Annotated in this window: 11 protein-coding genes; 9 read left to right on the top strand and 2 right to left on the bottom strand. The window is 25.8% G+C overall.

What is annotated here, in order from left to right; genetic code table 11:
- Positions 1–178 precede the first annotated feature (178 nt).
- A complete protein-coding gene (locus BN8917_RS09655; RefSeq protein ID WP_066873868.1) occupies positions 179–907 on the bottom strand; it encodes a lysophospholipid acyltransferase family protein in 729 nt (242 codons plus the stop codon).
- A 144-nt stretch (positions 908–1,051) separates the two neighbouring features.
- Between BN8917_RS09655 and BN8917_RS09650 the strand changes: the two genes are divergently transcribed.
- Both BN8917_RS09650 and nadA read left to right on the top strand, forming a co-directional pair.
- On the top strand, positions 1,052–2,509 hold the full coding sequence (locus BN8917_RS09650) for a phytoene desaturase family protein (protein ID WP_066873866.1): 1,458 nt from the start codon (positions 1,052–1,054) through the stop codon (positions 2,507–2,509).
- A 58-nt stretch (positions 2,510–2,567) separates the two neighbouring features.
- Positions 2,568–3,473, top strand: coding sequence for a quinolinate synthase NadA (gene nadA, locus BN8917_RS09645; RefSeq protein WP_066873864.1), 906 nt, complete (start codon positions 2,568–2,570; stop codon positions 3,471–3,473).
- Between the two features lie 44 nt (positions 3,474–3,517).
- Here the strand turns inward: nadA and BN8917_RS09640 are convergent, their stop codons facing one another.
- Positions 3,518–4,225, bottom strand: a complete 708-nt coding sequence (locus BN8917_RS09640; RefSeq protein WP_066873862.1) for a pirin family protein — start codon at positions 4,223–4,225, stop codon at positions 3,518–3,520.
- Between the two features lie 513 nt (positions 4,226–4,738).
- Between BN8917_RS09640 and BN8917_RS09635 the strand changes: the two genes are divergently transcribed.
- The 7 genes from BN8917_RS09635 to thiI all read left to right on the top strand — a co-directional run bounded on the left by BN8917_RS09635 (position 4,739) and on the right by thiI (position 14,206).
- Positions 4,739–6,358, top strand: a complete 1,620-nt coding sequence (locus BN8917_RS09635; protein ID WP_235829996.1) for a C40 family peptidase — start codon at positions 4,739–4,741, stop codon at positions 6,356–6,358.
- A 121-nt stretch (positions 6,359–6,479) separates the two neighbouring features.
- A complete protein-coding gene (locus BN8917_RS09630) occupies positions 6,480–8,645 on the top strand; it encodes a hypothetical protein (RefSeq protein ID WP_066873860.1) in 2,166 nt (721 codons plus the stop codon).
- A gap of 256 nt (positions 8,646–8,901) precedes the next feature.
- Entirely contained in the window at positions 8,902–10,365 is a 1,464-nt protein-coding gene (thrC, locus tag BN8917_RS09625; RefSeq protein WP_066873859.1) for a threonine synthase, read from the top strand.
- A 1-nt stretch (position 10,366) separates the two neighbouring features.
- Positions 10,367–11,269 carry a homoserine kinase gene (thrB, locus tag BN8917_RS09620; RefSeq protein ID WP_066873857.1) on the top strand — a complete coding sequence of 301 codons (903 nt, stop codon included), beginning with the start codon at positions 10,367–10,369 and terminating at the stop codon, positions 11,267–11,269.
- Between the two features lie 6 nt (positions 11,270–11,275).
- Complete coding sequence (locus BN8917_RS09615) at positions 11,276–11,713, top strand: ACT domain-containing protein (protein WP_066873855.1); 438 nt, start codon at positions 11,276–11,278, stop codon at positions 11,711–11,713.
- A 196-nt stretch (positions 11,714–11,909) separates the two neighbouring features.
- Positions 11,910–13,055, top strand: coding sequence for a cysteine desulfurase family protein (locus BN8917_RS09610; protein ID WP_066873853.1), 1,146 nt, complete (start codon positions 11,910–11,912; stop codon positions 13,053–13,055).
- Positions 13,052–14,206, top strand: a complete 1,155-nt coding sequence (gene thiI / locus BN8917_RS09605) for a tRNA uracil 4-sulfurtransferase ThiI (RefSeq protein ID WP_066873851.1) — start codon at positions 13,052–13,054, stop codon at positions 14,204–14,206. Before BN8917_RS09610 ends, thiI begins: the two co-directional genes overlap by 4 nt.
- The last annotated feature ends 38 nt before the right edge of the window (positions 14,207–14,244 follow it).

Raw genomic sequence — 14,244 nt, 5'->3', positions numbered from 1 at the left:
GTTTCAAAGAATACCGACCTAAATAATATTTTATAATCTAAAACCAATAATTTCAATAATAATACTTTAAAAACAATAATTTTTTTAATGAAATGATTATAAAAAAGTGAAAATATTAAAAAAGTATTAAAAAAGAATGAAATATAAAAACACAGAGAATAAAATATTCTCTGTGTTTTTAGTTTAATTTACTAGCAACTATTTTTTGAACTTTTTTAGGAAGTTCAAGTTCTTCTTCTTTAGTTATATTATCTGTGAAAATAGGTTTATGTATATATAATTCCACTGTCGCAGGTTTTATTAAATATTTATTACCTTCCATTACTTTATATGATCCATTAATTGTTATAGGAACTATAGGAACTTTAGCTTTTGTGGCAAGTTTAAAACTTCCAGCCTTAAATTCAGTCATAGGACCACCTTTACTTCTTGTTCCTTCAGGGAAGATAACAAGGGATTGGCCACTTTTTAGAATCTTTACACCTTCTATGATAGCAGCAGCAGATTTCTTAAGACTGCTTCTATCCATAAATACACAGCCCATCCATTCCATCCATGTTCTAATCATTGGAACTTTTTTTATTTCTATTTTAGCTATAAATCCTTTAGGTTTATCTATAAAACACATAAGTAAAGGAATATCTATATTACTTTGATGGTTACTAACAAATAAAACAGCTCCATCTTTAGGAAGATTTTCTTCACCATAAACTTTTACATTAGTTTTACTTAATTTTAAAAATGGTTTAGCCCAATTAGTACTAACTTCATGTATGTGATGATATCTTTCTAATAATTGTCTATTATCATCGAATTCTTTTACTTTTTTTGTAGTTCTTTTAGTAAGAGGCATTGTAGTTAATAAGCTTGTAGCAAATTTACTATAAAATGCGATAGTTCTTAGCATAAAAATCTCCTTCTTTTTTTAGGTTTATTTATAGTATATATTAACATATAATGCTCTATTTATACAATTAATATATTTTATATCATTAAGAAATAGAAGTAATAATATAATTTTAATGGATATCAATTTACGGGAATGGTGGTAATGAAAAAAGTAAATATCATAGGTGCTGGAATATCAGGTCTTGTTACAGGAATTTATTTAAGAAAAAAAGGTTATGAAGTTTATATATATGAAAAAAAGCCATGTTCAGGGGGCAGAATACTTAATGATGGTAGTAGAAAATTTAAAGGTATAGCTTTAAATCAATATATAAGAGGAATTCAAGATGATAGTGAGTATAATAAAATATTAGAAGAGTTAGGTCTAAATCCAGATATTCTAGAAAAAATGAATTATTTTAAGAAAATAGTATTTGAAAATGGGGATGAAATAACTATACCACTTGGCAAGATAAGATTAGAAAGATTTTTGATGTCTTTATCACTTGGTGATATAAAAAAAGTAAAGAGTTTATTTGATGATTTAGAGTATGTAGAGGAATATAGAGATCTTCAAACAAAAATAAAACCAAGACAATTATGGGGTAAATCAGATTATATAAAGTTTTATATGTTTAATAGGAAGTTATTAAAAAAGATAAGATATTATGAGAAAAAAGAAGTTGAAGTTTATTTAGATAGCTTAGAAAGTAGAAAGTTAAAAGAGGTTATAAGAGTGCTTACTAATAAAAAAGCTTCAATGTTATATTTGCTTGATAGTATTTTAGAATTATCTAAAGATGACTATGCACAAATAAATGGAGGGATAGAAGTATTAATAAATAATCTAGAGAAGAAGTTCTTAGAGCTTAAAGGTAAAATAGTATTTGATTCAGATGTAAAAAGAATATTAGTAGAGAATAATAAAAATAAAATTTTACTTAAAAGTGGTGATAAAAAAGAAGCTGATATTGTTATATGTTCAGTGGATGGATTTTATAGCTTAGTTCATTTATTAGGAGAGAAAAATATAAATAAAGATTTTGATAAATTATTTTTAGATGGAGATTTATTTGATTCATATGTAATAGTAGCATTGTTGATTGATAAGAAAATAAAAACTAATTGTAAGTTTGTAAGACATATATTAAAGAAGCCTTTTATTGATCCCACTGGTGCTTTTCATAAAAAATTTGATATGTATATATCTGAAAGAGGTGATAAGACAATAATCTCAGTATATATAAGAGGAAATTATGATTATTGGAAAAAGAGTTATAAAAGTAAGGTTAGTGATTATAATTTAAATAAGATTTTAATAGGAAGAAGAATTACAGAAGAACTTATAAAAAGAGGATATAATATAGAAGAGAAAATTGAAAAACTTGAAGTTATAACTCCATATGAATATTATAAAGAAAATAATGTATGGAGAGGAGTAGGGAGAGGATGGATACCTACACCTAAGTTTTATAATAGAATTTTTAAAAATACTTTAAGTAATGTAGAAGGAATTTATTTTTGTGGACAGTGGATAAATATTGGAGCTGATATAAGTAAAATAATAAAAAATTCAAAAGAACTTGCAAATATTATTTATGAAAAAGATAATATTAAGTGAAAATAAGTGTAAAAAATGGTAGAATATATAATATCTAGCTTGGTTAAGGGGGATATTTATGAATATCATTGATGAAATATTAAGGTTAAAAAAAGAAAAGAATGCACTGATATTAGCTCATTATTATCAAAATGATGAAGTTCAAGAAATTGCAGATTATGTTGGAGATTCATATTATTTATCTAAGATAGCAAAGAATAGTAAAGAAAATACTTTAGTTTTTTGTGGAGTAGATTTTATGGCAGAAAGTGCAAAAATTTTATCACCAGATAAAAAGGTATTAATTCCAGTAAAAGAGGCAGGATGTCTTATGGCTGATATGGTTAATGCAGAAGGCCTTTTAAAGCTTAAAGAAAAGTATAAGGATGCAGCGATTGTTACTTATATTAATTCATCAACAGAGGTAAAGGCTATATCTGATGTTATAGTGACATCATCTAATGCTTTAAAAATAGTTAAAAATCTTCCACAGAAAAATATAATATTTGCGCCAGATAAGAATTTAGGAGAGTATATATCTGAGCATGTTACAGATAAGAATATAATTTTATGGCAAGGTTATTGTCCTATACATGAAAAAATTAAAGAAAAGAGTATAATTAGTTTTAGAGAGGAACATCCAGAGGCACGAGTATTAGTTCATCCAGAATGTAGTAAAAAGATAAGGGATTTGTCTCATTATATAGGAAGTACTAGTGGAATAATTTCAAAAGTAAAAGAGCTTAGTAATAAAGAAATACTAGTAGTTACTGAAGAAGGAATATTCTATGAGCTTAATAAGAATAATAAAGATAATAAATTATATAAAACTACAGAAGTTATGAGTTGTAAAGATATGAAAAAAATAAATCTAGAAAGTATTTATAATTGTTTATTAAATGAAGAATTTGAAATAAAAATAGATGAAGAAATAAGAGAAAAAGCATATAAAGCTTTAGAGAATATGCATGAGTTATCAAAGTAAATTAAAAAGTGTAGCTAATTAATATAAGCTACACTTTTTATCTATTAGTTTAATGAGGATTTTCTCATTTCTATTAAAAGAAGATGTGAATCAGTTTTAGCTGTTATATCTAGTGATTCAGAAACTGATTCAAGAGCATCACCATTATTTAATTCTATATTATTTATTTCACCAGTACCCTCTATTTGTACTAAGTAAACTTGTCTATCAGCTGCTACTTCAAATTTAGCATTTTTCCCTTCATCTAAGAAAATTGAATATATATTTGCATCTTGATGTATTTTTACAGGAGCATCACCATTAGTTCCGGATACCATGTGTAAGAATTTATTTTTTCTTTCATCCCATTTAAATTTAAAGTCCCCATAATTAGGAGTATGATTTTTTGCATCAGGAAGAATCCAAATTTGTAATAGTCTAACTTTTTTATCTCCTTCATTCATTTCACTATGGAATACACCAGTTCCAGCACTCATGTATTGTACTTCACCCCTAGTAATAGTTCTTTTATTTCCCATACTATCTTGGTGAGTAAGTTCACCTTCAACAAGATAAGATATTATTTCCATATCTTTATGAGGATGCATTCCAAATCCGGTTCCAGCTTCTATATAATCATCATTTAAAACTCTCAATGATCCAAAGTTTAAGTTAAGTGGATTAAAGTATTCTGCAAAAGAAAAGTGGAATGAAGAGTTTAACCACCCTAAATTACTTTTACCCATATTTTTATTTTCTATTTTTCTTATCATAATTAATTACCTCCTAAATATCACTAATTAGTGATATGAAACTAAAAAAATTCTTTCTTAAAGTTTATTAAATTATTTATATTTAAAAAAGCTCAATTTTATTTATTAGTTTAATAAGAAATATATTATTTTACTAAGATTTTATATTTAAAGTAATATATTTTTAAGCTTTTTTCATTATTTTTAAGTTGAAATTATTTCATTTTTGTAAACTTTTATTCAGTATTCAAAAATGTTATTGCAATTTCTAAGTAAATTATATAAATGCCTTGTTTAAGCTATTTATATAAACAATATATCACTAATTAGTGATAAAATCAATGTATATTTATGGAATATAATAAATAAAATTCTATATTTTTTAGACAATAAAGTATTTTATTTACAAAAAATTTATTGAATAATAGTTAAAAAGCCTATATCATAGTAAATGTAACAAAAAAAAAACAAAATTAATACAAAATTGATTCAAAAAATGTTTTTTTGTATTATTTTAAAGTTAGGAGATGTATTATGAAGAAAAGAATAATTACTTTAATTTTGGCGGCATCTGCTGGAATAATGATAAACAACTCTCAAGAAATTAAGGTATTAGCTGATGAAAATAATAATACAGATAATATAGTAGAGTCAAATGAAATGGTAAAGAATGAAGTTAGATCACAACAAAAAGGACAAGTTATAAATGTAAGTACAAGTTTAAGAATAAGATCAGGAGCTGGCACAAATTATTCTGTTGTAGGACAATTAAGCCCATCAGCAATAGTTAATGTAGAAGGTAAAAGTGGTAGCTGGTATAAGATAGAGTATAAAGGCGTTAGAGGATATGTTCATGGAGATTATTTAAAAGTAACAGATTCTAATAGTGATAGTAATAACAATAATAATAGTGGACAAGTTCAAGGTAAAAAAGGACAAACTCAAAATGTAAGTACAAGCTTAAGAATAAGATCAGCAGCTAGTACAAGTGCATCTGTATTAGGAGCTATATACCCTAATCAAACATTTGATATTACAGGTGAACAAGGCAGTTGGTATAAAATAAGTATAAATGGTATAAATGGATACGTTCATAAAGATTACGTTAAAGTTCTTTCGGGAAACAGTACGCCAAGTACACCAAGTACACCAGAAACACCAAATAAACCAGAAACACCAAGTATAACTCCAGATTCAGGAAAAGGACAAGTTTATAATGTAAGCACAAGTCTTAGATTTAGAAGTGGACCTAGTACATCAAGTAGTGTTATAGGATATTTATATCCAGGTAATACTTTTGATATTAAAGGAAAATCAGGAGATTGGTACTATATAAGCTTTGGAGGTAAGACAGGATATATTCATGGTGATTACGTTAAAAAGATAAATAGTAATACAGAATCTAATACGCCAAGTACACCAAATAAACCAGAAACACCAAGTGTGACTCCAGATTCAGGAAAAGGACAAGTTTATAATGTAAGTACAAATCTTAGATTTAGAAGTGCTCCAAACACATCAAGTAGTGTTATAGGATATTTATCAGCAGGTGATATTGTTGATATTAAAGGAAAATCAGGAGATTGGTACTACATAAGCTTTGGAGGTAAAACAGGTTACGTTCATGGTGATTATATAAAAAGAGTAAATACTAGTACTGGTGGAAGTAGTAATAGTGGAAGCAACAATAGTGGACAAACTACTAATAAATATCAAGAAGTGTTAGCAGTTATGAAAGCTCATTTAGGTACACCATATATTTACGGTGGTTCAGGAGAATTAATAACTACTCAATCTTTACAAACATTAAAAAATAGATTCCCATCTAATGCTAATAGAGGAGATTATAATATTGATTCTAAATATATAAATACAGGATACAGAGCATTTGATTGTTCTGGTCTTATGCAATGGGGATTTAGACAAGTTGGAATAAGTCTTGGAAGAACTACTTATGATCAAATCAAAAATGGAGTAGAAGTTTCTAAGAGTAATGTTAAACCAGGAGATTTATTATTCTATAGTAATATGGGACATGTTGGTATGTATATAGGAAATGACCAATGGATTGAATCACCAAAACCAGGTGCAAAGGTAAGAATTTCTAATGTACCTTGGAGTAGTATAGGAAGAGCAAGAAGAGTTATAAATTAGTTTTAGAAAGTACAGTTAGATTATTACTAACTGTACTTTTTTTAGAATTATGTAAATACAATATACTAAGTTTAATAATTTTAATATGTAAATCTATTTATTTTAACTTAGGGAGGATTTTATGAGTAAGGGTTATGAGGTAATTAAAAAAAATTTATATGTAGATGAGAATGAAGAAATTATTTATATAACAGATAGAAATTTTAAATTTGGTGAAAAAGGAACAATTATAAAAGGTGAAAAAATACTTTGTATTTCTAATTTAGGTAGGATATTTATTTGTGATAAAGAAAGGAAATTTAAATCATTAGAGCTTTATGTATATGATAATAATGGTACATTTAAGGTATTAACTAAAAATGATATAGTAGCTATAAATTCTAAAGATATTTCTGATGATAGAAAAAAAGCATTTATATTAAATATAAATATGAATGATTTTATTAATATTTATAAAAAAGTTGATAAAAGTATATTTGATATAAATTGGGAGATGTATGTAGTAAAAAATGATTCAAAATATGAAAGTGCAATAATTGATCTTAGAGAAGAGTCTTTTTGCATAAATACTATTAGCTATAATCAAGAAAGAGAATATAAGAATATTACTAATTATAAATTAAAATCAAATTTATTAATTATAGAAGGATATTTTCCAAATTATCAAAAGTTAGAGATATATGCATTTTCTAAAGATTTAAATTATTTTATTGATATTATAGAATCGAAAATAAATAAAGTAGAAGATATTAAGCAAGATGAGGAAAACGAAGTAACAGGTATTTATAATTTTATTAGTAAGCAAAAAATACAGGATAAATTAGAAGATGAGGATGCTATAGGAATTAGTAAGAGAATAGAAAATTATATAAAAGATGAAAGAGAAATTTTAAAAGAAGAAAAGATATATTTAAGTGGATTTTTAAATGGGATAAATTATGAAAGAAAATTAATAAATTTATCTATTGAAGATGAGCTTATTAGAATAAAAAATATAGATACAAAAGAAGAAATAGTTGCTTTAAATTTTAATAAGTTTAATTTTATAAAAGAAGATAACATATTAATTGTAGAGAATCAAAAGCTTGATTTAATATTATTATTGGAGTTTGGAAAAGACTATAATTTTGAAAAACTTTTTAATAAGATAGATATAAGTACTAATAGTTCAAGATATATAGCTTATAATTCTGAATTAAAACCTTTTTGTATAGATTTTTATGAAAAGAAATTAATCTTTAAGCATAATAATAATCTATCTTTAAATGATTTTATACTTAAAGATATAGTAGATGTAATTATAGTGGATAATGGGGTGTATTTTGATAAAATTAGTATTATTTTTAGGGATTCCACAGATATAAAGATAAACTTACTAAAATCTAAAATAGATGATTTTATAAAGGAACTTTATAGAAAAAGTAAGGAAGAGGATTTTTTAAATTCAAATTTTATTAATATAGCAGAGAATTTTTCATATATGTTAGAAGAGAGAATGGAATTTTTATTTTTAAGTGAATTTACTTTAATAAAAAGGTATTTAGATAGTTTTAGTAAAAAAGAAATTGATGATAAAAATATTGTAATAAACATATATAAGTCTTTAATAAGGCAAGATAAGATAAATAAATCTATGGCAATGGCTATACCTGAATTTATAGGAAGAGAAATAAATAAAGTTATTTGTAGTGATGACTATTATAAGTGTTTAGATAAACTAGAAATAGGTCTTTTAAAGATAGCTAGAACTATTAAAAATGATATAAAAGAAAATAGTGATTTTATGCTTTCTTTAGAAGGGATATTAGATAAATCTAGATATATTGGCACTAATAATGAGGTTTTAGAGTTTGATTTTAAAAATATATTAGATATTTTAGAGTTAAAGATTAGTGTTAAAAATGATTTGGATTTAGGGAGTAATGTATCAGATATAGAATTAAAATATATAATAAATAAGTTTAGGGATGATTTTAATTATATTTTAGATTTTAGGGTGTCATATTATATAAAGCTTATAAATAATGTTTTAAGTGAGTTTTTAAAAGATATAATTAGTTTATTTAACGAGCAAGAAAAAGAAGGGTTAAAATTACAATTATTTTTAAGGATGTCTGAATTTTATTTATTTAAGCAATCAAAGTCTAGTTTAGATTTTAATATTAGAAGAAAAGTATTAATAGATGAAATCAAAAAGTATTCTAAATTTAAAAATAAATCTTATTTAATAGACTCAAATATAGAGTATACATTTATAGATATGATTACTAGTAAAAATAGTATTTAAGTAATAAAAATATTAATATAAAATATGTCTTATTGAATTTAACAAAAATTATAATAATAAGTACACAATTTGATTTATTGAATTGTGTACTTTATTTTTGTTATTAATTATATAAAACTTATTATTTAAGATATTTGCTAATATGAAATATTAATTTAGAATGTATTTATAGAAAAAACACTTGTATTCGTATAATTAGCATGGTAATATAAAAATGTAAATTTATAACAATTTTATATTAAATTGGGGTGATGATATGAATTTTATAAGTACTAGAAATAAGGAGGAAATTCTGAATTCAGCACAAGCTATTATAAAGGGGCTGTCTAATAGCGGGGGATTATATGTGCCAGAGGAATTTCCAAACCTAACAGGAGAGTTAGAGAGATTAAAAAAATTAGACTATCAAGATTTGGCAATAGAAATAATAAATAATTTTTTTGAAGATTTAGGGAAAGAAAATATAAAAAAGGCAGTTGATAATGCATATAAGGATAAGTTTTGGGTTGAACTTAATAATAATTTTTTAGAATTATACCATGGACCTACATCAGCATTTAAGGACGCAGCATTATTATTTTTGCCACAAATTATGAAAGTAGCAAAGAAGCAGTTAAATGTAAAAGAGGATATAGTTATTTTAGCAGCTACATCTGGTGATACAGGTAAAGCAGCTTTAGAGGGTTTTAAAGATGTAGATGGATTAAAGGTAATGGTTTTTTATCCTAAAGAAGGAGTAAGTGATATTCAAAAATATCAGATGATAACACAAGATGGTGAAAATGTTTCAGTTATTGCAATAGAAGGTAATTTTGATGATGCTCAAAGAGGAGTAAAAGAGATTTTTAGTAATAATAAATTACGAGATAAATTAAAAGAAAAAAGTATTTTACTTAGCTCTGCAAATTCTATAAATATAGGTAGGCTTATTCCTCAAATAGTATATTATTTTTATGGATATTTTGATTTGATCAATAAAAATTGTATTAACAGTGGAGAGAAGATAAATGTTGTAGTTCCTACAGGGAATTTTGGAAATATACTTGCAGCCTATTATGCTAAAAAAATGGGACTTCCAATTAATAAATTTATTTGTGCTTCAAACGAAAATAATGTTTTAACTGATTTTATAGGTACAGGAATATATGATAAGAGAAGAGAACTTATTTTAACAAAGTCACCATCTATGGATATTCTTATTAGTTCGAATCTTGAAAGATTATTATTTGAATTATGTGATAGAGATGATAAAGAAGTAATAAAGTTTATGAATGATTTAGAATCTAAGGGGACTTATGAGATAAATAATAATATGAGAGAGAAAATGTCAGATTTTTATGGATATTATTCAAAGGAAGAAGATATTTTAAAAGATATAAGAGAAGTATTTGAAAAGAAAAATTATTTAATGGATACACATACAGCTGTTGCTTATGGAGCATATAAACAATATTATAATGATACAAATGATGACACTATAAGTTTAATAGTATCTACAGCTTCTCCATTTAAGTTTACTAAAAGTATTATGGAAGCTTTAAATCAGGATATAGATAATAAAGATGATTTTCAGCTTTTAGAAGACTTATCTAAAATATCAAACTTAGAGATACCAGTAGGATTAAAGAATTTAGATAAAAAGAAAGTTTTACATCACTTAGAATCTTCTAAAGAAAATATGAAAGATTTAATTTTAAATATATTGGAGATAGATAAGTAGTATGAGATATAGGGTGCAGGTACCAGCCACTTCAGCTAATGTAGGGGCTGGTTTTGATAGTATGGGAATAGCCTTAAATTTATATAATATTTTTGAGGTAGAAGAAATAAGTGATGGAATAGTTTTTGAGGGATTTGAAGAGGAGTTTTCTAATAAAAATAATATTTTTTATCTTTCTATTATTAGGATATTAAATATGTTTAATTATAAAATTAAAGGATTAAAATTAAAACTTATAGAACAGAATATACCTGTGACTCGTGGACTTGGAAGTAGTTCTAGTTGTATAGTTGCAGGATTAATAATAGGTAATAAAATAATAGGTGAAAAATTAAGTTTAGAGGATTTAATTAATATAGCTACACAAATAGAAGGGCATCCAGATAATGTAGTCCCAGCTCTAGTAGGTGGCTTTACTGTGTCGGTTGTTGTAGAAAATGGTAATGTATATTATAATAAAGTTGATTTAGAAAATGATTTGATATTTTTATCAGTTATACCTAAATTTAAAGTTTTAACAGAAGAGGCAAGAAGAGTTTTACCTAGTAATTATAGTTTAAAAGAAGGAATTTATAATCTTAGTAGAGCAGGACTTATAGCTAGTGTTTTCTCAACTAAAAATTATAAATTATTAAAAGAAACATTTGGTGATTGCTTCCATGAACCTTATAGGAGTAAACTTATAAAAGATTATGATACAATTAAAGAAATTATTAGTAAAAATAATTTCTTATGCTCTTTTATAAGTGGATCTGGACCAACTATAGTAGGTATTAATCTTTTTGATGAATTTACTGAAGAATATAGGAAAAATATAAAAGATAAAATAAATTTATTAGATAATAGTTGGAGTTTGTTAGAATTAAGAGCAGATAATATAGGAGCAGTTATAGAAGAAAGGTGATTTTATATGAGCAGTCAATGGTTAGTTATTGATAAAAAAGTTTTACCAGACGTTTTTGAAAAAGTTATGAATGCTAAAAGACTTTTAAAACAAGGAAAGGTAAGAGAAGTGACAGAGGCAACAAAACAAGCAGGAATAAGTAGAAGTGTTTATTATAAATATAAGGACTATGTCTTTGAGTTCTCAGAAACTTCAGCAGGTAAAAAGTTTATATTTAATATGGTAGTAGCTCATAAGCAAGGGGTTTTATCAAAAGTTTTAAATTTAGTATCAGAATATGGTGGTAATATCTTAACAATAGATCAAGGAATTCCTATAAATTCAGTTGCCCATGTAAGTATTACTATGGACATATCATCTATTAATTCTGATATTCATGTTATATTAGACAATATTGATAAAATTGATGGTGTAGAAAAAGTGGAATTTGTAGCAATGGAATAATAAAAAAGCTATCTCAACAGAGATAGCTTTTCTATTTTATCAGTTAAGATAAATTATTTTTAAATATTATCTTATTTATATTGAAAAATAAAAATGAAATAATAAAAAAAATATGTTAAACTATATTAGTTAAAGAAAGTTACTAATATACTTTATATTTATAAGGTAGTCTTAGTATGAGAAAGGAGAGCTAGTTATGGAAGTGTATTTTGATAACAGCGCAACTACTAGACCATATGAAGAAGTATGTGAAGAAATGTCAGTAGCTATGAGAGAATATTTTGCAAATCCTTCATCATTACATAAACTTGGTTTAAAGAGTCAAAGAAGACTTGTAGAAGCTAGAGAAGCTATAGGTAAAACTATAAATGCAAGTAAAGAAGAAATACTTTTTACTTCAGGAGGAAGTGAAAGTAATAATACAATATTAAGAGGTCTTGGAAAACCAGGTTCTCATATTATAACAACTTCATTTGAACACCCAAGTGTTTTAACAACATGTAAAGAACTTGAAGAAAATGGAGTGAAGGTTACTTATCTAAAGTTAGATTCTCATGGAAGAATAAATTTAGATGAGTTAAAAAATAGTATAACTAAGGATACAGTTCTCGTATCTGTTATGCATGTTAATAATGAAATTGGAACTATAAGTGATTTAGAAGCAATAGGTAAGATAATAAAAGAAAATAGTAAAAGAGCTAAATTCCATGTTGATGGAGTTCAAAGCTATGGTAAATTTAAGATAGATGCTAATAAATTTAATATAGATTTTTATACTGTATCAGCTCATAAAATTCATGGACCAAAAGGAATTGGATTTTTATATATGAGAAAAGGTCTAAATATACCGTCACTTATAAGTGGAGGTAGTCAAGAATCAGGTAAAAGAGCAGGAACAGAAAATTTACCAGCTATAGTTGGTATGCAAAAAGCTAGTGAATTAACTATTAATAAATTAGATGAAAGCTTTAATAATCTTGTAGAGTTAAAGGCTTATTTTGTAGATAGACTACAAGAAATAGATAATATAAGAATAAATAGTCCAATAGAAGAATATATGAGTCCATATATTTTAAATGTTTCATTTATTGGAGTAAGAGCAGAAGTTCTATTACATATGCTTGAAGAAGAAAATGTATTTGTATCAACAGGGTCAGCATGTTCTTCTAAAAAGATAATAAGTAAAGGAAGTCATGTATTAAATGCTATAGGACTTAAACCAAATGAAATTGAAGGAGCTATTAGATTTAGTTTCTCAGGTGAAAATACTAAGGCAGAAGTTGATTATACAATAGAAGCTTTAAAGAAATCATTACTATTTTTAAGGAGATTTAAAAGATGAAAAAACTAATATTAGTTAAATATGCACCAGAAATATTCCTTAAGGGATTAAATAAGGGGAAATTTGAAAGTAAGCTTAAGAGCAATATAGAAAAAAAGCTTAAAGACATTGATCATAAGATTATAAGTGACCAAGGAAGATGGTTTATAGAAACTGAAAATCTTGAAGAAGTTACAGAAATAGTTAGAAAAGTATTTGGAATTACAGAACTTGTAATAGTAACTCAAATAGAAACAGATATGAATGTTATAAAGGAAGAAGCATTAAAGAAAGTTAAAGCTTCAGATGCTAAAACATTTAAGATTGAAACAAATAGAGCAGATAAGAAGTTCCCTAAAAATTCAATGGAAGTTTCAAGAGAAGTGGGAGGCCACATACTTAAGAACTTAGGAAGAGAAATTTCAGTTGATATAAGAAATCCAGAATGCATGGTAAAATTAGAAATTAGAAAGAATTCATATATTTGGACAAATGATGATATAGTTAAAGCAGTTGGAGGTCTTCCATATGGAATGAATGGAAGTACTATGCTTATGTTATCAGGTGGGATTGATTCACCAGTAGCTGGATACTTAATGGCTAAGAGAGGAGTAGAAGTTAACTGTGTTTACTACCACTCACATCCATATACATCAGAAAGAGCTAAGGATAAGGTAAAAGACCTTGCTAAAATACTTGCAGAATATACAGAAAAGGTTAATTTATATGTAGTTTCATTTACTGAAATACAAATGGCTATTTTAGATAAATGTAGAGAAGATGAACTTACAATACTTATGAGAAGATTTATGATGAGAATTGCTTGTGAGCTTGCTGAAAAGAAAGGTATACAATCAGTATCATCAGGTGAAAGTATAGGTCAAGTTGCATCTCAAACAATGGAAGGGTTAATAGTAAGTACTGATTGTGCTGATAGACCAGTATTTAGACCTCTTATAACAATGGATAAAGAAAATATAATGCAAATAGCAAGAGAAATAGGAACATATGAAACCTCAATACTTCCTTATGAAGATTGTTGTACAATATTCGTTCCAAAGCATCCTAAGACAAAGCCAAGATTAGATCAAATGAGAGAATCAGAATCAAGACTTGATGTTGAAGCATTAGTTAAAAAGGCTATAGATGAAATGGAAGTTTATACATTCTAATTTACTTAATGAGGCTGTCTCAATTTAAACTGAGGCAG

Source organism: Clostridium mediterraneense (assembly GCF_900091705.1).
GTDB classification, from domain to species: Bacteria; Bacillota; Clostridia; order Clostridiales; family Clostridiaceae; genus Sarcina; species Sarcina mediterraneense.
This window is presented reverse-complemented; position numbering and strand designations above follow the sequence as displayed.